The sequence below is a fragment of the Lysobacter sp. GCM10012299 genome (assembly GCF_042649405.1).
Lineage (GTDB): Bacteria > Pseudomonadota > Gammaproteobacteria > Xanthomonadales > Xanthomonadaceae > Lysobacter_J.
Window position 1 is genome coordinate 577,354 of the sequence record NZ_JBHRZC010000004.1, and the last position, 22,757, is coordinate 600,110.

Here is a 22,757-nt window from a genome sequence, read left to right on the forward strand (position 1 = left end):
CTAAGTGCCGCGGCCAGCCTAATACGAAACACCAGCGGGCCGATACTGCAAACCGACGGCCGAGCCGCAGTTCCAGCCTCTTTTCACGCCCCCCAGGGTTCAGGGCTCAGTCGTCCTTGCGGGCCAGGGAGGCCATGCGCTGGGCGTCGGCCAGGATCCCGCGCAGGATCCGCACCTCGCGCGAGTCCAGTCCGGCCCGCAGGTACAGCCGGCGCAGCTTGCGCATGGCCGACTCCGGGGCACGGCCCTTGTGGAAGTCGATGGCGTCGAGGGTGTCGCCGAGCTGGGCGAAGAAGCCTTCCATCTCGGCATGCGATGCCGGCGGCTCGCGCCGTTCCGCGCCGTCGCCGTCGGCCGCGGCTGCGGCCGGGGCGGTGGCGGCCAGCACGGCCAGGCGCAGCTCGTAGCTGAGCACCTGCACGGCGGCGGCCAGGTTGAGCGAGCTGTAGTCCGGATTGGCCGGGATATGGACCGAGGCGTGGCACAGCTGCAGTTCGTCGTTGGTCAGCCCGGTGCGCTCGCGGCCGAACACCAGCGCGACCTCGGCGCCCGCCCCCGCCTCGCCGACCGCCCGTGCGGCGGCATCCCGCGGCAGCAGTTCCTCAAGCGCGACGCGGCGACTGCGCGCGGTGCAGCCCAGCACCAGCCGGCAGTCGGCCACGGCCTCGGCCAGGGTCGCGCACGTGGTGGCGGCGGCCAGCACATCGTCGGCGCCGGCGGCCAGGGCATAGGACTCGACGCTGGGCGCCTTCTCAGGCGCCACCAGCACCAGCCGCGCCAGCCCCATGGTCTTCATCGCCCGCGCCGCCGAGCCGATGTTGCCGGGGTGCTGGGTGCCGACGAGCACGATGCGCAGGCGCTCGGCCGGGCCGGGAACGTGGTTGGACGGTGAGGGGACAGGGTCGGACACGGTTTTCGCTTCGGAAGTCACGGCCTGCAATGGTAAACTCCGCGCCCCGGCCCTGAGCCGGTCCGCTCTTTGCCGCCGCCAGTCCGTCCCCCACCTCCCCCTACGAGGCCGCTTGCCATGCAGAAACCCGCCGTCACCCTCATGGTCAAGGCCGCCCGCGCCGCCGGCAACGTGCTGCTGCGGCACATGAACAAGCTCGATGCGCTCAACGTGGTCGAGAAGGACCGGATGGACTATGCCAGTGAAGTCGACAGCCTGGCCGAGAAAGAGATCATCAAGGAATTCCGCCGCGCGACGCCCGACTACGCCATCCTCGGCGAGGAAAGCGGTCCGCTCGGCAACAGCGGAAATTCAAGGCAACCCACCTGGGTCATCGATCCGCTCGACGGCACCAGCAACTACCTGCACGGCATCCCGCATTTCTGCGTGTCGATCGCCCTGGTCGAGAACGGCGAGCCGGTCCACGGCGTGATCTTCGATCCGCTGCGCAACGAGCTGTTCACCACCAGCCGCGGCAGCGGTGCCACGCTCAACGACCGCAAGATCCGCATCGCCGACCGCAAGGACCTCAACGGCGCGATGCTGATCACCGGTTTCCCGCCGCGCGAGCGCGCGCGTGCCAGTGCGCACCTCAAGTGCATCGACACGCTGCTGACCGAGGCCGAGGACATCCGCCGCACCGGTTCGGCCGCGCTCGACCTGGCCTACGTGGCCTGCGGTCGCGCCGATGCGTACTTCGAAGCCGGCGTGAAGCCGTGGGACATCGCCGCGGGCGCGCTGCTGGTGCGCGAGGCAGGCGGCAAGGTGGTCGACTTCCGCGGCCGCAGCACCGGGCCGATGGACACCCGCGGCCAGATGCCGCGCCAGCTGGTCGCCGGCAACCTGAAGATCTGCGACGCACTGCAGAGTAAGATCGTCAACACGGGGTATGCGTCGGCGTTCGACTGAGCTTCCTCGCTCTGATTACACGAAGAGCCGCGCATTGCGCGGCTTTTTTTGCTTTCGTCTGCGGAGCGGCGGCGTCCGCCGACTGGGGGATTGCTCCGCCCCTTAGTTCGGACATCCTGTCCGAATGCGGGGCGTGGGCCATCCATGGCCCACTGCTGCGCAATCCCCCAGCCGGCGGACACCGCTCTGGCACGTCATTTCGCGGTCTTCGACAAGAACTGAAAGGCAACGGCAACGTCCATGGGTTCCCGCCTTCGCGGGAACGACCATCGACGAAGACCGGGCAATGAAATGCCGGGGCGTCGTTCACCGCGCCGGGGATTGATCCGCAGCGGGACATGGATGTCCCGCGCCCCGCATCAGACAGGATGTCTGACTAAGGGGCGGAGCAATCCCCGGCGCGGTGGACGACGCCGCTCCGCAGGCGGCAAGCCGTCACGGCCACAGTCAAGATGGATCCCGGCGTTCGCCGGGATGACGGGCAAGGATGACGGGCAAAGGGTGACGGGCAAAGAAAAAGGCCGCGCAGTGCGCGGCCTTTTCCGTCGAACCCACCGTAACGGTTACGGGCGGCGAGCCAGTGCCGCCTCGTCCTTGGCCTTCGGCATCAGGTCCTGCTTGGTCACCTTCAGGAAGCCGATGGTCAACAGCGGGCACGCCACGAAGATCGACGACAGCGTACCGATGATGATGCCGATCATCTGCGACTCCGCCATGCCCTGCAGCGAACCACCACCGTACAGGTACAGCGCGAACACCGTCAGGAACGCCACGAACGACGTGATCACCGTACGCGACAGCGTCTGGTTGATCGACTTGTTGAGGATCTCCTCCGGCGACGCGCGCATCGTGCGGAAGTTCTCGCGGACGCGGTCGAACACCACGATCGTATCGTTGATCGAGAAGCCCATCACCGACAGCACGCCGGCGAGCACGGTGAGGTCGAACTCGTGGCCACTGAGCGCGAACCAGCCCGTCACCACCACCACGTCGTGCAGCGTGGTCAACACCGCCGCGATCGCGAACTTCTTCTCGAAGCGGAACGAAATGTAGATCAGGAAGCCCACGACCACGAAGATCAGCGCCCACAGGCCGTTGATCGCCAGGTCCTTGCCGACCTGCGGACCCACCACCTCGCTGCGCAGCACCTTGCCCGGGTTGCCCTCGAAGGCCAGCGCGTTCTGCACGTCGCTGGCCGTCGTGTCTTCCTTGTTCTCGGCGCCGGCCGCGGCCTGCTTGGGCTGCAGGCGGATCAGCAGATCGTTGCCGCTGCCGAAGGACTGCACCTGCGCACCCTCGTAGCCGGCACGGTCGAGGCGCTCGCGGACGTCATCGACGTCGACGGGCTTCTCGAAACGCATCTCGGTGACGGCACCGCCGGTGAAGTCCAGGGCGAAGTTGAAGCCCTTGATCGCCATGCCGCCGACGGCCACCAGCAGCATCGCCAGGGCAATGCCCAGCGACAACCAGCGCAGGCGGATGAAGTTGATGTTGCTGTCGTAGGGGAAGACGTTGAACGGTTTCATTTGCGTGATCTTCCCGTCAGATCCAGATCGTCTTGATCTTGCGGCGACCGCCGTAGATCAGCGTGGCAATGGCGCGCGACACGCCCACCGCGGTGTACATCGAGGTCGCGATACCCACGATCAGCGACACCGCGAAGCCCTTCACCGGACCGGTGCCGAAGGCGAACAGGGCGACACCGGCGAGGATGGCGGTGAGGTTGGCGTCGGCAATCGTGCCCGATGCGCGCTCGTAGCCTTCGGCGATGGCGGTCTGCGGTGGCAGCCCCAACCTGAGCTCCTCGCGTATGCGCTCGTTGATCAGCACGTTGGCGTCGACCGACATGCCCACCGTCAGCGCGATACCGGCCAGGCCAGGCAGCGTCAGCGTCGCGTTGAACAGCGACATCACCGCGATCAGCATCAGCATGTTCAGCAGCAGCGCCAGGCAGGTGATGATGCCGAACACGCGGTAGTAGAACAGGAAGAAGACCAGGGCGAAGGCGAACGAATAGGCGACCGCGGTCAGGCCGCGCTCGATGTTCTCGCGACCCAGGCTCGGGCCGACGATGCGCTCTTCGATGAAGTCCATCGGTGCGGCCAGCGAACCCGAACGCAGCAGCAGGGCCAGGTCGGCGGCTTCCTTGGAGCTGTCCAGGCCGGTGGTCTGGAACTCCTTGCCGAACACGCCGTTGATGTTGGCCACCGAGATCACTTCTTCATTGATCTTGGTCGTGCGGATTTCCTTGCCGTCGACCACGCGCACCTCGGGGATGCGCTCGATGTAGACCACGGCCATTGGCTTGCCGACGTGCTCGGTGGTGTAGTCGAACATGCGCTGGCCGCCGACGCCGTTCAGGCGCACCGAGACCGCCGGGGTGCCGGTCTGCGGGTCCATCATCGAGGTCGCGCCGACCAGCTGGTCGCCCGAGGCGATCACGCGCTTGTTGAGCAGCACCGGCATCGGTTTGCCGTCCGGGCCAAGCTCACGGCGGTAATAGACGCGGGCTTCCGGCGGCACGTTGCCGCTGGAGACGGCGTCGTAGGCATTGCCCTCGACCACGCCGCGATACTCGAGCGTCGCGGTGGCACCGAGGATGCGCTTGGCCTGCGCGGTGTCCTGCACGCCCGGCAGCTGCACGACGATGCGGTCGCTGCCCTGGCGCTGGATGATCGGCTCGGACACGCCCAGCGCGTTGATGCGGTTGCGCAGGGTGCCGACGTTCTGTTCGATCGCCTCCACCGCCATCCGCTGCATCTCGGCTTCGGAGATCTGCACGGTCAGGGTGTTGCCCTTCACGTCGAGCAGCAGGTTCGGCTGGCTCTTGGCGACCTCCGCGCGTGCCTTCTCGGCATCGGCGGGGCTGGGCAGGGTCGCGATGATGGTGTTGCCGCCGCGGCGTTCGACCGACTCGTAACGCACGCGACCGTCGCGCAGGCTCACGCGCACGTCTTCGGCGGTGGCGTCCATGCGCTTGTCGAGGGCGGCCTTCTGGTCGACCTGCATCAGGAAGTGCACGCCGCCCTGGAGGTCCAGGCCCAGCAGCATCGGCTTGGCGCCGATCTTCTCGAGCCAGTTCGGCACGGTCGAGGCCAGGTTCAGCGCAACCACGTAGTTGCTGCCGAGCTTGTCGCGCAGGACGTCGTTGGCCTTGATCTGCTGGTCAGGGTTGTTCAGGCGCACGAGCAGGTTGCCGTTGTCGAGTTCGACCGACTTGGGCGTGACGCCTGCCTGCTTGAGCGTGGTGCTGATCTGGGCGCTGAGCGCCGGATCGACCTTGGCGCCGCGGCTGGCCGTGACCTGCACGGAGGGATCCTGCGGATAGATGTTCGGCAACGCATACAGCGCGCTGAGCAACAGAACGATCAGGATGACGAAGTATTTCCAGCGCGGGTAAGTCAGCATCTAGGGCCCCTGCGGCGGCCACCCCGGCCGCCGTATGTCAAATTCTTCTGGAGACGGCTTACGCCGACTTCAAGGTGCCCTTCGGCAGCACGTTGGCGATGGCGCCCTTCTGCACGCGGATGCGCACGTTGTCGGCGATCTCGACGGTGATGAAGTTCTCGCCGATGTCGCTCACGGTGCCGGCGATGCCGCCGTTGGTGAGGACTTCGTCGCCCTTGGCCAGCTTCTCGAGCATCGCGCGGTGCTCCTTCTGGCGCTTCATCTGCGGACGGATCATCAGGAAGTACATGACGCCGATCAGCAGGATCGGGAACAGCAGCGACATGCCGAAGCCGGTGCCGCCGGCCGGAGCGGCCGCCTGGGCATAGGCCGGGGATACCACGAGATCAAGCAGGTTCATGGAGATTGTCCTGGATCGAAAAATAGCGGGGGATTATGCCACGGGGCGGGGCCCTGCCCCGCGACCCCTACCCCCTCTCCCTGGCCGCCTGCGGCGGCCGTCCCTCTCCCACGAGGGGAGAGGGTGAAGCGCTGCCCCTTCTCCCCTTGTGGGAGAAGGTGCCCCGAAGGGGCGGATGAGGGGTGGGGCCTGCCCTAAACCGGCTCGGCAGCCCGTGCGGCGTAGAAAGACTCCCGGAAGGCCGAAAAGGTTCCCCGGGCGATGGCGTCGCGCATCTGCGCCATCAGGCGCTGGTAGTAGCGCAGGTTGTGCAGGGTGCCCAGCATCGGCGCCAGCATCTCGTTGCAGCGGTCCAGGTGGCGCAGGTAGCTGCGGCTGAAGCCGTTGCGGCAGGCGTAGCAGTCGCAGCCTTCCTCGATCGGGCGCAGGTCGCGCTCGTACTTGGCGTTGCGCACGCGGACCGTGCCGAAACTGGTGAAATAGTGGCCGTTGCGGGCGTTGCGGGTCGGCATGACGCAGTCGAACATGTCGATGCCGCGGGCGACGCCCTCCACCAGGTCCTCCGGCCGTCCAACCCCCATCAGGTAGCGCGGGCGGTCGGCCGGCAGCTGCGGGCAGGTGTGCTCGAGCATGTGGTTGCGCTCGGCCTCGGGCTCGCCGACGGCGAGGCCGCCGATCGCATAGCCATCGAATCCGATCGCCTTGAGCCCTTCGGCCGAACGGTCGCGCAGCGCCGGATGGACGCCGCCCTGGACGATGCCGAACAGCGCCGCGTCGTTGCCCTCGTGCGCCTTCTTCGAGCGTTCGGCCCAGCGCAGGCTCAGCTCCATCGACTTGCGCGCCACTTCCTCTGTGGCCGGGTAAGGCGTGCACTCGTCGAAGATCATCACCACGTCCGAGTCGAGCACCTTTTGGATGTGCATGCTCTCTTCGGGACCGAGGAAGACCTTGCTGCCATCGGTCGGCGCGGCGAAGGTCACGCCCTGCTCGGTGATCTTGCGCTTGTGCGCCAGCGAGAACACCTGGAAGCCACCGGAGTCTGTCAGGATCGGACCGCTCCAGCGGCCGAAGCCGTGCAGGCCGCCGTGGTCGCCGATCACGTCCAGGCCCGGGCGCAGGTAGAGATGGAACGTGTTGCCGAGGATCATCTCGGCGCCGAGCTCGCGGATCTGCTCGGGCATCACGCCCTTGACCGAACCGTAGGTGCCGACCGGCATGAACGCCGGCGTCTCCACCGTGCCACGCGGGAAGGTCATGCGGCCGCGGCGGGCGGCGCCGTCGGTGGTGATGAGGTCGAAGCTCATGCGGCTCATGCGGTCGCCTCCGGCGCCGGGAACAGCAACATCGCATCCCCATACGAGAAGAAGCGATAGCGCGAGGCGATCGCGTGGTCGTAGGCGGCGAACACGCGCGCCTTGCCGGAGAAGGCGGAAACCAGCATCAGCAGGGTGCTCTCGGGCAGGTGGAAATTGGTGATCAGCGCATCGACCGATCGGATCTTGTAGCCCGGGAGGATGAACAAGCGGGTTTCGCCGGCATACGGCTGCAGTTCGCGCTCACCGGCGTCGTTGGCGCGCATCGCGCTTTCCAGCGCGCGCACCACCGTCGTGCCGACCGCGATCACGCGGCCACCGGCGGCGCGCGTGCGATGGATCTGCTCGATCAGCGCGGCGCCGACATTGAGCCATTCGCTGTGCATCACGTGCTGGCCGAGGTCGTCGACGCGCACCGGCTGGAACGTCCCGGCGCCGACATGCAGGGTGACGTGGCCGAACTGCACGCCGCGCTCGCGCAACTGCTGCAGCAAGGCTTCGTCGAAGTGCAGGCCAGCGGTAGGCGCGGCCACCGCGCCGACTTCGCGCGCGAACACGGTCTGGTAACGGGTGTCGTCGTCGCTGCCGGCTTCGCGCTGGATGTACGGCGGCAACGGCAGGCGGCCGGCATGCAGCAGCCACTGCTCGAGCGACTCGGGCACGTCGAAGCGCAGGCGGTAGAACTCCCCGTCGCGGCCGAGCACTTCGGCTTCGCCGCCGGCATCGAGAAGGATTTTCGCGCCGGCCTTCGGCGACTTGCTCACGCCCAGCTGTGCGCGCACTTCGTGGCCACCGAGCAGGCGCTCGATCAGGATCTCGACCCGGCCGCCGCTGGTCTTCTGGCCATACAGGCGCGCCGGAATCACGCGGGTGTCGTTGAACACCAGCAGGTCGCCCGGGGCGAGCAGGTCTGGCAGGTCGCGGAAGATGCGGTCCTGGAACTCAACCGTGGCGGTCGGCGGCACCACCAGCAGGCGGCTGGCCGAGCGCTCGGGCAAGGGCGCCTGCGCGATCAGCTCGGGCGGCAGGTCGTAATGGAAATCGGATTTCTTCAAGGCGGGGGACTGGCTGGCGGCTTGACTGGCCGCAGGACCGGGCATTGTAAGAGGGTTCGGGCCTGGATCCCGGCGTTCGCCGGGATGACGGTCGTTACCGCTCGAACTTGGCCGACAGGATGATCGCCGAGGTGGTCCGCTCGACCCCGTCGATCGCGCCGATCCGGTCGGTCAGCTCGTCCATCGCCTCCACCGTCGGCACCACGCCCAGGGCGATCAGGTCGAACGGGCCGCTGACCGAATGCAGGGCGCGCACCTCCGGCATCCCGTGCAGGACCGCCACCACGGACGTCATCTGCTTGGGCAGCACGGTCACCATGATGTGGGCGCGGATGTGGCCACGCTCGGCCTCGTCGTGGACGCGCACGGTGTAGCCGTCGATCACGCCCTGCCGCTCCAGCCGCTCGATCCGGCTGTGGACGGTGGTGCGGGACAGCTTCAGGCGGCGGGCGATGTCCGCAGTCGAGGCCCGCGCGTTCTCGCGCAGGACCGAGAGCAGCTGCTGGTCGGCGTCGGTAATCTTCATCTCGCCCAGATTGTTCGTCGTATCGACGAGATTGTCCAGTAATTCGTACAAATCCGTACTGTCTACCGACGAATTATTCCAGATAATAGGGTGATTGCGTACTGACAGGAGAAAGACCATGGCCGTCCTCGACCGCCTCGCGCCTTTGCGCGCCCACCAGGGCCTTCGCCGCACCCAGGGCCTGGACGACGCCACGATCACCCGTTTCGCCGCCAGCCACGCCGAGCTGATCGAAGCGATCGAAGCGGCCGGCCAGGAATACCAGCGCCTGAAGGACGACTTCGCCGAGCTGCTCGACCTCGACGAGGACGCGCAGATCCACGCCGTGCTGGCCGGTTACATCAATTTCTACCCGGACGACGCGGTCAATCCGTACGTCGCCCTCGCCGCGCGCGGCCCGTGGGTGGTCACCCTCAAGGGTGCGGTGCTTCACGACTCCGGCGGCTACGGCATGCTCGGCTTCGGCCATGCGCCCAAGTCGGTGATCTCCGCGATGGCCAAGCCGCAGGCAATGGCCAACATCATGACGCCGTCGCTGTCGCAGCTGCGCTTCGATCGCGCGCTGCGCGCCGCCATTGGCGTCGCCCGCGGCGGCTGCCCGTACGAGAAGTTCCTGTGCCTGAACTCCGGTTCGGAATCGGTATCGCTGGCCTCGCGCATCGCCGACGTCAACACCAAGCTGATGACCGACCCGGGCGGCCGCCACGCCGGCCGCGCGATCAAGCGCGTGGTGGTCAAGGGCAGCTTCCATGGCCGCACAGAGCGCCCGGCGCTGTATTCGGACTCCTCGCGCAAGACCTACATGCAGCACCTGGCCAGCTTCCGCGGTGAGGACACGTTGTTGACGGTCGAGCCGTACGACGTCGACGCGCTGAAGCAGGTCTTCGCCGACGCCGACGCCAATGGCTGGTTCATCGAGGCGATGTTCCTCGAGCCGGTGATGGGCGAAGGCGACCCGGGCCGCGGCGTGCCGCCGGCGTTCTATGCCGCCGCGCGCGAACTCACCCGCAGCCACGGCGCGCTGCTGCTGGTCGACTCGATCCAGGCCGGCCTGCGCGCGCACGGCGTGCTGTCGATCGTCGACTACCCCGGCTTCGAGCAGATGGACCCGCCGGACATGGAGACCTATTCCAAGGCGCTCAACGCCGGCCAGTACCCGCTGTCGGTGCTCGCCGTCGGCAAGCGCGCGGCCGATCTCTACAAGAAGGGCCTGTACGGCAACACGATGACCAGCAACCCGCGCGCGCTCGATGTCGCCTGCGCCGTGCTGGAGCAGGTCACCCCTGCCCTGCAGCAGAACATCCGCGCCCGCGGCGTGGAAGCGCTGGAGAAGCTCGAGAAGCTCAAGGGCGAGCTTGGCGGACTGATCACCAAGGTCCAGGGCACGGGCCTGCTGTTCTCGTGTGAACTGGCGCCGCAGTTCAAGTGCTACGGCGCAGGTTCGACCGAAGAGTGGCTGCGCGAGCGCGGCATCGGCGTGATCCACGGCGGCGTCAATTCGCTGCGCTTCACGCCCACCTTCACCATCACCAGCGAGGAGATCGACCTGCTCGTGGCGATGGTGGCCAAGGCGTTGAAGGAAGGCCCGCGGGCAACGCAGGCTGCTGCCGCGTAACTCCGCGTCGGCGCCCTGCCCTCCCCCCTCGTGGGGGAGGGACGACCGCGAACGCGGTCAGGGAGAGGGGGCTTTGCAATCCCGCAGCGACAGCGCCCTGGCGATATCCCGCCAATCAAACGCCGCCACCGCCTGGTCGTCATCGACCGCGTAGAACACGCCCTGCGGAAAACGCGCGCTCGCGCTCTGGTCGAGCCACACGCCATCGGTATTGGCGGTCTTGCCGCCGGCAAACGCACCGACATGCTTCAGCGTCGCGCGATCGAACACATGGAACAGGCTGCGATCCTTGAACTGGTCGGTGGCGATCCAGTAACCGCTGCCATCGGCACAGCGCGCCAGCGCCATGCCTTCCGCCTGCGCCTTGAACAGACCGGCGCCGATATCACGACCACGGTACTGGCCGTCGAGTCCGTACTCGCGAAGACGCGTGCCGGTGGCGACATCTTCCTCCGCCACGAGCAGGCGATCATTGGCGACGTCGCCGAACACCGATTCGGCGATGCGGATCGCGCCAGCCTCACCGGTATCGCCAAACTTGCCCATCAGCCTCGCCTGCCAACCACCCGGCACGCGCCGTAGCTGGTAGCGCTTGAAGCGTTCACCCAGCTGCGCCAGCGGCGGCGGCAGGTCCTCGTTCTGCGGCGACATGTAGTTGTCGCTGACGATGACTTCGTAGCTGTCCTTCTGCGCGCGCACCCACAGCCCATACGGCTGCTTGAGATCCTCACCGCCGAACACGAGCAGCGGTTTGAGGTCGGGCAGCTGGAACATCTGCACGCGGTGGTTGTCGCGCTCGACCACCAGTGCGTAGTTGTCGATCACGGCAATGCCGTTGGGGCGCTGCAACTGCCCAAGCCCGGTGCCAGGTCCGCCGACGCTGCGGACGGACGCGCCGCTGTCGCCGTCATGGACCACCAGCTTGTCGGTGGCCTTGGCGGTTGCGATCAACCAGCGCTTGCCATCGGGCGATCGCCAGCTGGCCGGCGAGTCGATGTTGTCGTCCGGCGTGGCGGCGGTGATGAACGCTTCGCTGACCACCTTGTGCAGCACGTCCGACTGGCTCAGCAGCGGATCGGCCTGCGCGGACTTCTCGTCCGGTTCCGGCGCGTGTCCCGCATCCGGCGCGGTCGTGGCGCAGGCAGTGAGCATGGATATGAGTGCCAGCGTGGCCAGTCGTGACGTCACGTTTCCCCCGGAAGATTGAAAGCAAACCTCGGCTTTCTACGCCGCCATTGTGACGCTTTGATTGCGGGTAGGCGCGCAGCTACTTCGCCAGGTTCCGACAAATTCCCGACATATTTCCGCCATCCCCGGCGCGTACAACTCGCGGTTTGTTTGCCGCCGTCTTGCCCACCGAATTGCATGGGGATGCAGATCGAATGAAACGAAACCTCCTGTCGCGCGCTTTGTCGCGTGCATTGTTTGTCGCAGCGCTGGCTCCGGTCAGCTTCACCGCCGCCGCCGATGACGCCGGCGGTCCGGCGCCGGACCCGAAGCAGCTCGATGCTGTCGTCGTCCAGGCCGACATCGCCTATCGCAACCGCACCGACGCCACCGCGCCGGTACTGTCCTACGACCTGGAATACTTCCAGCGCTTCGAGCCGCTGACCGTCGGCGACATGCTCAAGCGCGTGCCCAGCGTCGCTTTCGTCTCCGACGTGCTGGAGTACGACGGCGCACAGCTGCGCGGCCTCGATCCGGGTTACACGCAGATCCTGATCAACGGCAAGAAGGTGCCCGGCGCCGGCAACGACCGCTCGTTCTTCGTCGACCGTATCCCGGCCGAACTGGTCGAGCGCATCGAGATCGTCCGCAGCGCCAGTGCCAACCGCTCCGGCGACGCCGTGGCCGGCGCGCTCAACATCGTCCTGCGCGACGCCTACGAGTTCGACGGCAGCTACGTCCGTGGCGGCGTCATGCACTTCGACGACGGCCAGTACAAGAACACCTACGGCGCCGTCAGCAGCGGGGAAGTCGGCGGCGGTCGCCTGCTCGGTGGATTCAATGTCCAGGGTCGTTACAACCCCAAGGTCAAGCGCAGCGACCGTTTCGAGGAGCCCGATGGCGACTTCGTGAACCGCGAGGACCAGGACGACACCCGCGACGGCACCGACTACTCCGCCAACGTGTCCTACACCCACGACATCGGCACCGGCCGCCTGTCGCTGGACGGCTTCTACGTGCGTACCGACCGCGACGAGAAAGAGCACTCGCTGGAGTACAACGACCCGACCAGCACCAGTCGCGACAACCTGTTGTCGGTCAACGACCAGCTCGAGAACATCAAGCAGGACAACTGGTCGTTCGGTGCCAACTACGAGTTCGACATGCTCGGCGGCCGCACCGAGTTCGACCTCGACTACGCCCGCTTCGACGACGACACCGTGTCGACCGAGGAAGAGAGCAAATTCGACGACGAGGACACGCCGCCGTCGTTCGATGTCCGCGAAGGCACGCGCACGCTCAGCGACATCCGTGACGACGAGCTCGGCTTCAAGGCCGCGCACAAGCGCGATGTCGGCAACGCAAAGCTCGAGTTCGGCGTCGACTACCTCGACAAGCAGCGCGACACGGGCCTGCAGATCGCCGAGGTCGAATCGGATGACGAGGACGTCGCCCTGCCGGCCTATGACGACTTCGAAGGCATGGCCAGCCGCATCGACGAGACCCGCGTCGATCCCTACCTGATGTTCTCGGGAGCGGCGGGCGCGATTGCCTGGGAGGCCGGCCTGCGCTACGAGACCACTGACATCGACGTCCGTGCCGACGACACCGCCGTCTCCAACGACTACTCGACGCTGCTGCCGTCCGCACACCTGAAGTGGGACGTGACCGCCGACGACCGCATCAGCCTGTCGCTGGCGCGCACGGTGCGCCGCCCCAACTTCGACCAGATGCTGCCGTTGACGCTGGAGGAAGAGTTCGGCGACAACGACTTCACCGGCAACCCGTTGCTCGAACCCGAGCGCGCCTGGGGCCTGGACCTGGGTTATGAGCGTCGTCTGGGCCAGCGCGGCGTGTTCGGCGTGAACGCGTTCTACCGCGACATCCAGGACCTGATCGAGACGGTCAACACCGGCGAGCCGAGCGCGACGGCGCTGGGCGACTTCGAGGACGAGGTCGAGGAGTTCCTCGACGAGAATCCGGGCGCCGACGAGACCACCCCGGGCTACCCGCAGTTCGATCCGGACAGCTTCGTCTACACCGCCCGCAACGTCGGCGACGGCTACGTCTACGGCATCGAGTTCGACCTGTCGACGCCGCTGACCGTGTTCGACCTGCCGGACACCGGCGTGTTCGTCAACTACTCGTGGCTGGACAGCTCGGTCGACGACGAGTTCGGCGAGCGCCGTTTCAACAACCAGGCCAAGTACGTCTACAACGTCGGCTTCATCCAGAACATCCCGGAATGGGGTGTCTCGTTTGGCGCCAGCTATCGCCGCCAGGGACAAGCCTACTCGCGGATCGTCAGCGAGGAAATCACCACGACTTACGATGGCGACCTGGAAGCGTTCGTCGAGAAGCGGTTCGGTGATCGCATGTCGGTGCGTCTGACCGGGTCGAACCTGCTGGATGCCTCCAAGGATGAAGCGTTCAACAAGTTCGACAATGCCGCCGATCAGATCGATCGTGATTTTGACGAGTATGAGTTGGAGCGCGAGAGTTCGGGGCCGGTTTATCAGTTGATTGCGCGTTATTCGTTCTGAGTTGCATCGCGCCCCGGGTGCGCTGCGCTTACCCGGGCTACGCACCACACGTAGCCCGGGTAAGGCCCCAGGCCGCACCCGGGGTGACGACACACGTAGCCCGGGTAAGGCCAACGGCCGCACCCGGGTCGCGTGCGCGCATCTACATCCGCGCCAACACCAGATGCGAATGCATCGGCACCACGACGTGCCCGTCGTACATCTGCTCCCTGATCGCCCCCGCCAGCCGCGACTGCGCTGCCTCGGTCAAGTCCGCACGCGCCCTCGCGTCAAGGTGTTGCGTGGCTGGCACGGCCGCCGCGATGACATCCACCTCCATCGCGACAAAACTCTCCGGGTCCGGAAACACCGCCGGCATCGACCGCGCCTGGATGGCGATATCGCGAAACCCCGCGGCCACCAGCAACGCTTCCAGCTCCGCCGCGTCGCCCAGCTCGAACGGTGCGGCCAGCGCCGGGATGCCGATCAGCTCCACCAGCACGTCGTTGAATCGCGACCAGAACGGGTGGTGGTCAAGCCCGCGCCACACGCCCATCGCCAGCCGGCCATCCTCGCGCAGCACCCGTCGTGCCTCGCCCAGCGCCGCGGCGCGATCGTCCACGAACTGCAGGCCCTGCTGGCACAGCGCGAGGTCGAACTCGCCCTCGTTGAACGGCAGCACTTCCAGCCGCCCCTGCTTCCACTCGATGTCGAGCCCTTCCACCGCGCCCTGGACCTGCGCCACGCCGAGCATGTCGGGGTTGAGGTCCACGCCCACCATGCGCCCGTCCGGCACCAGGAACGGGGCGGCCATGCGCGCGACGACGCCGGTGCCACAGGCCAGGTCGAGCGCATGCTCGCCCGGCATTGGACGCGCCAGTTCGAGCAGCGGAGCGACCCAGGGCCGGAACAGCACCGGGACCATCTCGCGTTCGTAGGTGACGGCGGGATTGCTCATGAGGCTCCTTCGGCGTTCCTTGCCGGACGCCACGAGTTTCGGCCGTCCCTGCGAACGGGAACGTGTAGACGCCCGCTCGGCGGCCGGCGGCATGCCTCCCGGAGCATGCCGACCGCGCCCGGCTGCGCTAGGCTTGCGCGATGAAAACCATCGAAGTCCGCCACCCTCTGGTGCAGCACAAGCTCGGCCTGATGCGCCTGGCCGGGATCAGCACCAAGGAATTCCGCGAACTCGCCTCCGAGGTCGCGACCCTGCTCACCTACGAGGCCACCGCCGACCTGGAGACCGAAGAAGTCACGGTCGACGGTTGGGCCGGGCCGGTGAAGACGCGCCGCATCAAGGGCGCCAAGGTCACGCTGGTGCCGATCCTACGCGCCGGGCTGGGCATGCTCCCCGGCGTGCTGGAACTGATTCCCGCGGCGAAGGTGGGCGTGGTCGGGCTGCAGCGCGACGAGCGGACGCTCGAACCGGTCGGCTACTACGAAAAGCTCACCGGCCGCATGGACGAGCGCACCGCGCTCATCCTCGACCCGATGCTGGCCACCGGCGGCACCCTGGTCGCCACCGTCGACATGCTCAAGGCGGCCGGCTGCAAGCGCATCAAGGGACTGTTCCTGGTCGCGGCGCCGGAAGGCCTGCGCGTGCTCGAAAGCCGCCATCCGGATGTCGAGGTGTACACCGCCTCGATCGACGACCGCCTCAACGACGTCGGCTACATCCTGCCGGGCCTGGGCGACGCCGGCGACAAGATCTTCGGCACGCGGCACAACGGCTGACAATGCACGTCATTCCCGCGAAGGCGGGAATCCATGGACGTGCCGTAAAGCAGAAGCAAATGGATCCCGGCGTGCGCCGGGATGACGGCTGGCTGTCAGCCGCGCTTGCGCCGCACGCGCCGCCACACCAGCGCCGCACCGAGCAACATCGCCGCGGCGCCCAGCAACCACGGCAGCAGCCGCTCATCCGTGCCCGGCGGCAGCTCGACCACGGTGGATGCACGCTCCGCACTCAATGCCTGCGCGGCGGCTTCCGGCGACAGCACCCAGCGGTCGCCGCGAAGCTCGACCTTGCCTTCCAGCGGCGGCAGGCTCAGCTCGCGCCAGACGATGCGGATGTCTCCGACCTGCGGATCGAGTGGATTCTCGGCGCTGCCCAGGCCATCGCCTTCGGGCTGGAACGACGCCGCCAGGTTCGCCGGCAGGCGCGAGAAATTCGGCCGGAACACGCGCCACTGCCCCAGCGTCTGCAACACCGCCAGGTCGATGGGCTTGCCTTCCAGCGTCGCGTCGTCGGACCACCAGCGGCGATTTTCCAGCGGCAGCTTCTTCGGGTTGGCATGCCCCGGCGTGAACTGCGACGAATCGATCGCCGCCGAGTTCCACACGCGCGTGTAGCCGTCGCGATTGGCACGCCACTGGTACATCTCGACCTTGCGATCGAGGCCAAAGCCGCGCGTGCCGACTCCGAAATCACGGTCGCGCAGCGCAGCGCCGGGTTTCGGCGCATCCAGCGAATCGTCGACCACCGCCGGCTGGGCCAACGCGGTGCTGCACGCCATGCCCACGGCGACCACGCAGGCCAGCGACAGCCAAGCTGTCGCGCCGCGCGGCGTCATGCGCCCAGCGCCCTCGCCTGCAGTTCGGCCACCTCGTGGGTGGTGCCGAACTTGCCCTTGTCGTCCTGCGTGACCTGCGCCAGCGCGCACTGCGGATCGTGGGTGAAAAAGAGATGCACGTTGCGGCGAAGCTTGTCGGCGAGGAACGCCTTCTTCTCGTCGATCAGCAACTCGGCATTGCGGTCGTAACCCATCGTGATCGGCACATGCACCCACGGCCGCCCCGGAATCAGGTCGGCGCAGAACACCACGCCGCCGTGCGACTCGCCGTCCACAAGGTCCGGGCCGACGACCTCGGCCAGCATCAGTCCCGGCGTGTGGCCATCGCTGTAATGGAAACGCACCGCGTGCCCCAGTGTCTGCGAGTACTCGCCATCGACCAGTTCAAGGCGACCGGTGGCTTCGAGCAGCGCCGGCAGTTCCGGGATGAAGCTGGCGCGATCGCGCGGGTGCGGATGCAGTGCGCGCTCGTAATGCTCGCGACCGACGACGTAGCTGGCGTCCGGGAACAGCAGCGTCGGCGACTCGCCTTCCTTCCACGGCGCGAGCAGTCCGCCGGCATGGTCGAAGTGAAGGTGCGACAGCACGACCACGTCGACGTCTTCCGGAGCGAAACCGGCGGCGGCCAGGGACTGCACCAGCACATGCTGGTCTTCGACCACGCCATAGCGCTCGCGCAGCTTGGGTTCGAAGAACGCACCGATGCCGGCCTCGAACAGCACCGTCTTGCCGGCCAGCGGGCTGGCGAGCAGCGCGCGACAGGCGAGTTCGATGCGGTTGTGTTCGTCAGGCGGGGACCACTTGGCCCACATCGCGCGCGGCGCGTTGCCGAACATCGCGCCGCCGTCGAGCTTCTGGCTGTTGCCGAGGATTGACCAGAGTTTCATGGGCCTAGGGTACCTCCCCGCGCGTTAGGTTCGCGATATCGAAATCTGGCGAAGTAGCCCGGGTAAGCAAAGCGCACCCGGGTTCGCCTCGCCGGGCGAGCACGGAACCCGAGTGCGCTTTGCTCACCCGGGCTACGACTTACTCGACAGCGCCCTTGCCCACCGGGTTGCGCGGGTCCGTACCCGCCTCCAGCACATTACTGCGCTTGTCCCAGGACACCGTCTGCAGGTTGCCCCAGGTGTTCTCGCCGGCGTTGACCTTGTGCCCCATCGCCTCCAGCGCCGACACCGTCTGCGCGTCGAGCGTGCCCTTTTCGGCGGAGATCACGTCCGGCATCCACTGGTGGTGGATGCGCGGCAGTGCGGCGACCTGCTGCGCGCCCAGGCCGGCGTCGTAACCGAGGATGCCAATCAGCACCTCGGTGATGATGCGGCTGCCACCGGGCGCGCCGATCACCGCCAGCTTGTCCTTGGATTCGATGAAGCTCGGCGTCATCGAACTGAGCATGCGCTTGCCCGCCTGCGGCGCGTTCGCCGCGAAGCCCATCACGCCAAATGCATTGGGCGTGCCCGGGCGCAGGGCGAAGTCGTCCATCTCGTTGTTGAGCAGCACGCCCGTGCCCGGCGCGACCATGCCCGAGCCGTACAGCAGGTTCACCGTCTGCGTCGTCGAGACACGGTTGCCGTCGGCGTCGATGATCGAGAAGTGCGTGGTCTCGTCATCTTCCAGCGGCGCCGGTTGGCCCGGCAGCAGGTCGCTCGGCGTGGCCTTTTCCGGATGGATAGTGGCGCGCAGGCCGGCGGCGTAGTCGGCGCTGACCAGGCGCGCCAGCGGCATCTTCACGAAGTCCGGATCGCCCAGGTAGATCGTGCGGTCGCGGAAGGCGCGGCGCATCGCTTCGGTGATCACGTGCGTGCGGTGCGCGTCATCGAGCTTGGACAGGTCCCAACCCGACAGCATCTGCAGCATTTCGGCCAGCGCCACGCCGCCCGACGACGGCGGCGGCGCGGTCGTCACGACCCAGCCGCGGTAATTGAAGTGCAGCGGCTCGCGTTCCTTGACGCGATAGCCGGCCAGTTCTTCGGCGCGCCACTGCCCGCCTTCTTCCTTCACCGCCGCCAGCAGCTTGCCGGCCACTTCGCCGCGATAGAAGCCGTCGAAGCCCTTGTCGGCCAGCAGCTCCAGCGTGCGTGCCAGGTCGGGCTGCTTGAGGATCTCGCCGGCCTTGACCGGGCTGCCGTCGGCCAGGAACACCTCGCGCGTGCCGCGGTAGCGCTCCATCACTTCGCGGCGGCTGCCATAACCGCGCTCAAGGCGCGGGTACACCTCGAAGCCTTCGCGTGCGATGCGGATCGCCGGCGCCAGCGAGGTCTTCAGCGGCAGACGGCCATACTTGCCGGAGACATGCACCAGCGCCGCGGGCAAACCGGGAATGCCGGCCGACCACGGGCCATTGGTCGCCCGATCGCGATTGAGCTCGCCCTTGTCGTCGAGGTAAGCGGCCGGCGTCGCCGCGGCCACCGCGGTCTCGCGCGCATCGACGAAGACATCCTTCCCGCTCTTCGCATCGTGCAGCAGGAAGAAGCCGCCACCGCCGATTCCCGAGCTGATCGGCTCGACCACGGCCAGCGTCGCCGACACGGCGACCGCTGCGTCGAAGGCATTGCCACCCTTGCGGATCATCTCCATGCCGGCATCGGTGGCCAGCGCGTGGGCGCTGGAGATCGCCACGCCCGGCGGATGGCCTGCGGGCCTGGCGGCTTTCTGGGCTGCGTGAAGCGGCAGCGTTGCGGTGAACAGGAGACCGGCGGACAACACACTGGCGCTCACCAGCACACGCAACGCTTGACGCATCATTTCAGCTCCTGCTGCAGGCGAGCGAGCTTGGCCAGCAGCTGTTCGTTGGATTCGGGATATTCCGCGTCGGGATCGATGCACTCGACGGGACAGACGACCACGCACTGGGGTTCGTCGAAATGTCCGACGCATTCGGTGCAGCGCGCCGGATCGATCACATAGATGGTCTCGCCCTGCGAAATGGCCTGGTTCGGGCAAGCCGGCTCACAGACATCGCAGTTGATGCAGAGCTCGTTGATCTTGAGGGACATGGGGGGCGTCGTCATTCCCGCGAAGGCGGGAATCCAAGGACTCTGGTTCCTGATATGCGTGCCGTACTGGCAAAAGCAACGTCCTTGGATCCCCGCCTTCGCGGGGATGACGTTCCGGCAAAGGCGTGGCCGCGGATGCGGCCACGCCCCGGAACGTCACTTGGCTTCGATGAACTCGTACTTCGCGCCCGACGGCTCGACGGCGGCCTTGACGCGCTCGCTGTCGGCGCTGGCACCGATGAACATCACGCGCACGCCCTTCATCGCGCCCGGCTGTGCGCCGGTGAACGAAGCGATCGCCAGGTCGGCCGACTTGGCCGAATTCTGCGAACCGAAGGCCAGCAGCGTGCCCTCGACGCCACCGCGGGCGACGTCACCCTGCGCCTTCTCGAGCTGGCGGGCGTACTCGCCTTCGAAATCGGCGCCGGCCGGATCCGGCAGCGTGTACAGGTAAACGTTGGTGGCACCTTCGATATTGCGCTTGACCACTTCGGTCAGGTAGGTGTCCCACGCGGCGCCTTCATTGGTGGTCGGCGCAACCAGCGGCGCCTGGACGACGGCAGCGGTCTTGTCTTCGCCCTTGTTGCAGGCAACCAGCAGCGGCATCGACAGGCAGGCGAGCAGCAGCAGGCGGGTGGTGGTCTTCATACGGGGTCCCCTTTGTTGGTTTCAGGTTGAATGATGGAACTGGTGGAGGATCTGGTTCGGGTATGGGCGCGTGTCGCCGGGCGGTTGCGGGTGATCAACGGTGGTTGCGTTGCCATTGCGCCTGCAACGCGGCGGCTACCGCTGGCGGCACGAAACCCGAGACATCACCGCCCAGGCGGGAGATCTCGCGCACCAGCGAAGAGGAAATGAAGCCGTACTGTTCGGCCGGCGTCAGGAACAGCGTCTCGACTTCCGGGATCAGGTGGCGGTTCATGCTGGCCAGCTGGAACTCGTACTCGAAGTCCGACACCGCGCGCAGGCCGCGCAGCAGCACGCCGCCACCGACGTGGTCGACGAAATGGGCCAGCAGGCTGTCGAAGCCGCGGACCTCGACGTTCTCGTGGTGCGCCACCGCCTTGCGCGCCAGCTGGACGCGCAGGTCCAGGGGCAGCGCCGGGCCTTTGCCGGGGCTCTCGGCCACGCCGATGATCAGCCGCTCGAACAGCGGAGCCGCGCGATCGACCAGGTCGATATGGCCGTTGGTGATCGGGTCGAAGGTGCCGGGGTAGACGGCGATTCGGTTTCGGGCCACGGTCATTCGGGTCGTCGACAGGTGGCCGAAGTGTAACAGTGACGCCAATTTCGGGCGCCAGCCCGTGGGCGACACAGCATCCCGCCGGCTTTACGCCTGCGGCGCCGAGCGCCGGTAGAGGGCATATCGCACCTCCCGGGTCCGGCCTTCGCGGTGCAGGCGCCAGTCCGGCGGCAGTTGCGGCGCTGCGTCATGCGGCGCTTCCACGTAGAGCCAGGCGTCGGGCCCGAGGCGGGCGGCGACCAGCGGCAGCACCGCGTCCCACAGGCCGGCAGCGAAGGGCGGATCGATGAAGGCCAGGTCGAAACCGGCTTCGGGCTGGGCGGCCAGCCAGGACAGCGCATCGGCCTGGACCACCGTTGCCGCCTCGCCGCCGGGCAAGCGCGCGGCGAGCGTGCGCAGGGCATCGGCCAGTCCCGGATCGCGTTCGACCAGGACCGCGCCGGCGGCACCACGCGACAGTGCCTCCAATCCCAGCGCGCCACTGCCCGCGAACACATCGAGCACCCGGGCGCCGGGGAGCATCGGCATCAACCAGTTGAACAGGGTCTCGCGGACCCGGTCCGACGTCGGTCGCAGGCCGGCCACGGCCGGCACGCTCAGGCGCGTGCCGCGCCAGCGTCCGCCGATCAGGCGCACCTTGCCTGCGGCCTCGTTGGTCGGGTTGGACACGACGGTGGGATGGCGCCGGGGCGGTTTGTTCATCGGGGTCGGGAGGGGGCCGGTGCTAGCATGTATGCATTCTCGCGCATTCGCCGACTCCCCCCTCGATGCTCAGTTTTTTCCGCCGCAAGAAACCCCAGACTCCAGCCGAAGCGGCAAAGCCGGGCGCCAGCGAGGGCGCCTACAGCATTGAGGAACTGGCTGCCGCCTTCCCTGCGCCGCAGGAGCACGAGGCGCCGGAAGTCGTCGTCGAAGCCGAAGCGCCTCCCGCCGCCGAACTGCGCGAACCGGTCGAAGCAGAACCGGTCCCGGTCCCGGCCGAGATCATCGCCGCAGCGCTGGACGTGGAGCCGGTCGCCTCACAGCCGCCGGCACCGGCCTCCGTGCCGGCGACTGAGTCCGTCCTGCCTCCCGAAGCCGCCCTCGCCACGCACCCGGTGATCCCCGCCGCTGCGCCTGGCAAGACCGGCTGGCGCGAGCGCCTGCGCGGCAGCAGCTTCGCGCGCAGCTTCAGCGGCCTGTTCTCGCGCAACCCCAAGCTCGACGACGACCTGCTCGACGAAATCGAGACCGCGCTGATCACCGCCGACGTCGGCGTCGGCGCCACCACCCAGCTGATCGAATCGCTGCGCAAGCGCATGAAGGGCCGCGAGTTCGCCGATGCGCAGGCGTTGCTGGCCGCACTGCGCGCCGACCTGCTGGCGATGCTGCGCCCGGTTGCCCAGCCGCTGCAGATCGACACCAGTGCCAAGCCCTTCGTGCTGCTCACCGTCGGCGTCAACGGCGTCGGCAAGACCACCACCATCGGCAAGCTGGCCAAGCGCTTCAAGGACGAGAACCGTCCGCTGATGCTCGCCGCCGGCGACACCTTCCGCGCTGCCGCCGTCGCCCAGCTGCAGGCCTGGGGTGATCGCAACGGCGTGCCCGTGGTCGCCCAGGGCCAGAACGCAGACGCGGCCTCGGTTGCCTACGATGCCCTGCAGGCCGCACAGGCCCGCGGCACGCAGGTGCTGATCGCCGACACCGCCGGCCGCCTGCACACCCAGCAGGGCCTGATGGCCGAACTGGGCAAGATCAAGCGTGTGATCCAGAAGCTGGACGCCAATGCGCCGCACGAGGTGTTGATGGTGATCGACGGCACCACCGGACAGAACGCCCTCTCGCAGCTGCGCCAGTTCCACGCCGCAGTCGGCGTGACCGGTCTGGTCGTGACCAAGCTCGACGGCACGGCCAAGGGCGGCGTGGTGTTCGCGCTGGCGCGCGAGTTCGGCATTCCGATTCGCTTCGCCGGCATTGGCGAACGTCCCGAGGATCTGCGCGTGTTCGACGCCGAGGCCTTCGTCGACGCCCTGCTGCCCGAGTCGCTCGGCGCCTGACGCCGTCCATATCACGCATGGCCGCGCCGGAACCCGCCAACGCGC

At 67.4% G+C, this 22,757-nt stretch carries 21 protein-coding genes; 5 read left to right on the plus strand and 16 right to left on the minus strand.

Features of this window, described 5'->3' with window-relative positions:
* Window positions 1-106: 106 nt before the first annotated feature.
* Entirely contained in the window at window positions 107-910 is an 804-nt protein-coding gene (locus ACFOPO_RS13845; protein WP_386703810.1) for an RNA methyltransferase, read from the minus strand.
* A gap of 117 nt (window positions 911-1,027) precedes the next feature.
* Here ACFOPO_RS13845 and ACFOPO_RS13850 point away from each other — a divergent pair, with 117 nt between their 5' ends.
* Window positions 1,028-1,858 carry an inositol monophosphatase family protein gene (locus ACFOPO_RS13850; protein WP_386703812.1) on the plus strand — a complete coding sequence of 277 codons (831 nt, stop codon included), beginning with the start codon at window positions 1,028-1,030 and terminating at the stop codon, window positions 1,856-1,858.
* A 563-nt stretch (window positions 1,859-2,421) separates the two neighbouring features.
* On the opposite strand, the gene secF is transcribed toward ACFOPO_RS13850, so the two are convergent.
* The 6 genes from secF to ACFOPO_RS13880 form a co-directional block, all read right to left on the minus strand.
* Entirely contained in the window at window positions 2,422-3,384 is a 963-nt protein-coding gene (secF, locus tag ACFOPO_RS13855; protein ID WP_386703814.1) for a protein translocase subunit SecF, read from the minus strand.
* Window positions 3,385-3,400: 16 nt separating this feature from the next.
* Window positions 3,401-5,266 (minus strand): protein translocase subunit SecD, encoded by a 1,866-nt coding sequence (gene secD, locus ACFOPO_RS13860; protein WP_386703816.1) that lies wholly within the window; start codon window positions 5,264-5,266, stop codon window positions 3,401-3,403.
* A gap of 58 nt (window positions 5,267-5,324) precedes the next feature.
* On the minus strand, window positions 5,325-5,666 hold the full coding sequence (gene yajC / locus ACFOPO_RS13865) for a preprotein translocase subunit YajC (protein ID WP_386703817.1): 342 nt from the start codon (window positions 5,664-5,666) through the stop codon (window positions 5,325-5,327).
* A 194-nt stretch (window positions 5,667-5,860) separates the two neighbouring features.
* A complete protein-coding gene (gene tgt, locus ACFOPO_RS13870) occupies window positions 5,861-6,979 on the minus strand; it encodes a tRNA guanosine(34) transglycosylase Tgt (RefSeq protein ID WP_386703818.1) in 1,119 nt (372 codons plus the stop codon).
* Window positions 6,976-8,034 carry a tRNA preQ1(34) S-adenosylmethionine ribosyltransferase-isomerase QueA gene (gene queA, locus ACFOPO_RS13875; RefSeq protein WP_386703820.1) on the minus strand — a complete coding sequence of 353 codons (1,059 nt, stop codon included), beginning with the start codon at window positions 8,032-8,034 and terminating at the stop codon, window positions 6,976-6,978. Before queA ends, tgt begins: the two co-directional genes overlap by 4 nt.
* A gap of 94 nt (window positions 8,035-8,128) precedes the next feature.
* Window positions 8,129-8,560, minus strand: coding sequence for an Lrp/AsnC family transcriptional regulator (locus tag ACFOPO_RS13880; RefSeq protein WP_386703890.1), 432 nt, complete (start codon window positions 8,558-8,560; stop codon window positions 8,129-8,131).
* A 118-nt stretch (window positions 8,561-8,678) separates the two neighbouring features.
* Here ACFOPO_RS13880 and ACFOPO_RS13885 point away from each other — a divergent pair, with 118 nt between their 5' ends.
* Window positions 8,679-10,175 (plus strand): aminotransferase class III-fold pyridoxal phosphate-dependent enzyme, encoded by a 1,497-nt coding sequence (locus ACFOPO_RS13885; RefSeq protein ID WP_386703821.1) that lies wholly within the window; start codon window positions 8,679-8,681, stop codon window positions 10,173-10,175.
* Between the two features lie 57 nt (window positions 10,176-10,232).
* Here ACFOPO_RS13885 and ACFOPO_RS13890 read toward each other — a convergent pair whose 3' ends face one another.
* On the minus strand, window positions 10,233-11,327 hold the full coding sequence (locus ACFOPO_RS13890; RefSeq protein WP_386703892.1) for a phytase: 1,095 nt from the start codon (window positions 11,325-11,327) through the stop codon (window positions 10,233-10,235).
* A 230-nt stretch (window positions 11,328-11,557) separates the two neighbouring features.
* Between ACFOPO_RS13890 and ACFOPO_RS13895 the strand changes: the two genes are divergently transcribed.
* Window positions 11,558-13,885, plus strand: coding sequence for a TonB-dependent receptor plug domain-containing protein (locus ACFOPO_RS13895; protein ID WP_386703823.1), 2,328 nt, complete (start codon window positions 11,558-11,560; stop codon window positions 13,883-13,885).
* A 142-nt stretch (window positions 13,886-14,027) separates the two neighbouring features.
* Here the strand turns inward: ACFOPO_RS13895 and ACFOPO_RS13900 are convergent, their stop codons facing one another.
* Window positions 14,028-14,822: a class I SAM-dependent methyltransferase gene (locus tag ACFOPO_RS13900; protein ID WP_386703824.1), complete on the minus strand. Its 795-nt coding sequence runs from the start codon at window positions 14,820-14,822 to the stop codon at window positions 14,028-14,030.
* A gap of 140 nt (window positions 14,823-14,962) precedes the next feature.
* On the opposite strand from ACFOPO_RS13900, the gene upp reads away from it, so the two are divergent.
* On the plus strand, window positions 14,963-15,598 hold the full coding sequence (gene upp / locus ACFOPO_RS13905) for a uracil phosphoribosyltransferase (protein ID WP_386703825.1): 636 nt from the start codon (window positions 14,963-14,965) through the stop codon (window positions 15,596-15,598).
* A gap of 95 nt (window positions 15,599-15,693) precedes the next feature.
* Here upp and ACFOPO_RS13910 read toward each other — a convergent pair whose 3' ends face one another.
* From ACFOPO_RS13910 to rsmD, 7 genes are all read right to left on the minus strand, one after another.
* Window positions 15,694-16,437: a TMEM43 family protein gene (locus ACFOPO_RS13910; RefSeq protein ID WP_386703826.1), complete on the minus strand. Its 744-nt coding sequence runs from the start codon at window positions 16,435-16,437 to the stop codon at window positions 15,694-15,696.
* Complete coding sequence (locus tag ACFOPO_RS13915; protein WP_386703827.1) at window positions 16,434-17,324, minus strand: MBL fold metallo-hydrolase; 891 nt, start codon at window positions 17,322-17,324, stop codon at window positions 16,434-16,436. Before ACFOPO_RS13915 ends, ACFOPO_RS13910 begins: the two co-directional genes overlap by 4 nt.
* Window positions 17,325-17,463: 139 nt before the next feature.
* Window positions 17,464-19,179 carry a gamma-glutamyltransferase gene (gene ggt / locus ACFOPO_RS13920; RefSeq protein ID WP_386703829.1) on the minus strand — a complete coding sequence of 572 codons (1,716 nt, stop codon included), beginning with the start codon at window positions 19,177-19,179 and terminating at the stop codon, window positions 17,464-17,466.
* Complete coding sequence (locus ACFOPO_RS13925; protein ID WP_386703830.1) at window positions 19,179-19,433, minus strand: YfhL family 4Fe-4S dicluster ferredoxin; 255 nt, start codon at window positions 19,431-19,433, stop codon at window positions 19,179-19,181. Before ACFOPO_RS13925 ends, ggt begins: the two co-directional genes overlap by 1 nt.
* A gap of 156 nt (window positions 19,434-19,589) precedes the next feature.
* Complete coding sequence (locus tag ACFOPO_RS13930; RefSeq protein ID WP_386703831.1) at window positions 19,590-20,081, minus strand: hypothetical protein; 492 nt, start codon at window positions 20,079-20,081, stop codon at window positions 19,590-19,592.
* Window positions 20,082-20,175: 94 nt separating this feature from the next.
* Window positions 20,176-20,679: a pantetheine-phosphate adenylyltransferase gene (coaD, locus tag ACFOPO_RS13935; protein WP_386703833.1), complete on the minus strand. Its 504-nt coding sequence runs from the start codon at window positions 20,677-20,679 to the stop codon at window positions 20,176-20,178.
* Window positions 20,680-20,763: 84 nt separating this feature from the next.
* Complete coding sequence (gene rsmD / locus ACFOPO_RS13940) at window positions 20,764-21,378, minus strand: 16S rRNA (guanine(966)-N(2))-methyltransferase RsmD (protein WP_386703835.1); 615 nt, start codon at window positions 21,376-21,378, stop codon at window positions 20,764-20,766.
* Between the two features lie 65 nt (window positions 21,379-21,443).
* On the opposite strand from rsmD, the gene ftsY reads away from it, so the two are divergent.
* A complete protein-coding gene (gene ftsY / locus ACFOPO_RS13945; RefSeq protein WP_386703837.1) occupies window positions 21,444-22,712 on the plus strand; it encodes a signal recognition particle-docking protein FtsY in 1,269 nt (422 codons plus the stop codon).
* The last annotated feature ends 45 nt before the right edge of the window (window positions 22,713-22,757 follow it).

What these genes read in the sequence shown, in the direction of transcription:
- ggt (WP_386703829.1), bottom strand. Translation starts at nt 19,179, where the DNA reads ATGCGTCAAGCGTTGCGTGTGCTGGTGAGCGCCAGTGTGTTGTCCGCC.
- ACFOPO_RS13850 (WP_386703812.1), top strand. Translation starts at nt 1,028, where the DNA reads ATGCAGAAACCCGCCGTCACCCTCATGGTCAAGGCCGCCCGCGCCGCC.
- ACFOPO_RS13890 (WP_386703892.1), bottom strand. Translation starts at nt 11,327, where the DNA reads ATGCTCACTGCCTGCGCCACGACCGCGCCGGATGCGGGACACGCGCCG.
- rsmD (WP_386703835.1), bottom strand. Translation starts at nt 21,378, where the DNA reads ATGAACAAACCGCCCCGGCGCCATCCCACCGTCGTGTCCAACCCGACC.
- upp (WP_386703825.1), top strand. Translation starts at nt 14,963, where the DNA reads ATGAAAACCATCGAAGTCCGCCACCCTCTGGTGCAGCACAAGCTCGGC.
- ACFOPO_RS13925 (WP_386703830.1), bottom strand. Translation starts at nt 19,433, where the DNA reads ATGTCCCTCAAGATCAACGAGCTCTGCATCAACTGCGATGTCTGTGAG.
- ACFOPO_RS13910 (WP_386703826.1), bottom strand. Translation starts at nt 16,437, where the DNA reads ATGACGCCGCGCGGCGCGACAGCTTGGCTGTCGCTGGCCTGCGTGGTC.
- coaD (WP_386703833.1), bottom strand. Translation starts at nt 20,679, where the DNA reads ATGACCGTGGCCCGAAACCGAATCGCCGTCTACCCCGGCACCTTCGAC.
- secF (WP_386703814.1), bottom strand. Translation starts at nt 3,384, where the DNA reads ATGAAACCGTTCAACGTCTTCCCCTACGACAGCAACATCAACTTCATC.
- ACFOPO_RS13880 (WP_386703890.1), bottom strand. Translation starts at nt 8,560, where the DNA reads ATGAAGATTACCGACGCCGACCAGCAGCTGCTCTCGGTCCTGCGCGAG.
- tgt (WP_386703818.1), bottom strand. Translation starts at nt 6,979, where the DNA reads ATGAGCCGCATGAGCTTCGACCTCATCACCACCGACGGCGCCGCCCGC.
- ACFOPO_RS13900 (WP_386703824.1), bottom strand. Translation starts at nt 14,822, where the DNA reads ATGAGCAATCCCGCCGTCACCTACGAACGCGAGATGGTCCCGGTGCTG.
- ftsY (WP_386703837.1), top strand. Translation starts at nt 21,444, where the DNA reads ATGCTCAGTTTTTTCCGCCGCAAGAAACCCCAGACTCCAGCCGAAGCG.
- secD (WP_386703816.1), bottom strand. Translation starts at nt 5,266, where the DNA reads ATGCTGACTTACCCGCGCTGGAAATACTTCGTCATCCTGATCGTTCTG.
- yajC (WP_386703817.1), bottom strand. Translation starts at nt 5,666, where the DNA reads ATGAACCTGCTTGATCTCGTGGTATCCCCGGCCTATGCCCAGGCGGCC.
- ACFOPO_RS13885 (WP_386703821.1), top strand. Translation starts at nt 8,679, where the DNA reads ATGGCCGTCCTCGACCGCCTCGCGCCTTTGCGCGCCCACCAGGGCCTT.
- ACFOPO_RS13915 (WP_386703827.1), bottom strand. Translation starts at nt 17,324, where the DNA reads ATGAAACTCTGGTCAATCCTCGGCAACAGCCAGAAGCTCGACGGCGGC.
- ACFOPO_RS13895 (WP_386703823.1), top strand. Translation starts at nt 11,558, where the DNA reads ATGAAACGAAACCTCCTGTCGCGCGCTTTGTCGCGTGCATTGTTTGTC.
- ACFOPO_RS13930 (WP_386703831.1), bottom strand. Translation starts at nt 20,081, where the DNA reads ATGAAGACCACCACCCGCCTGCTGCTGCTCGCCTGCCTGTCGATGCCG.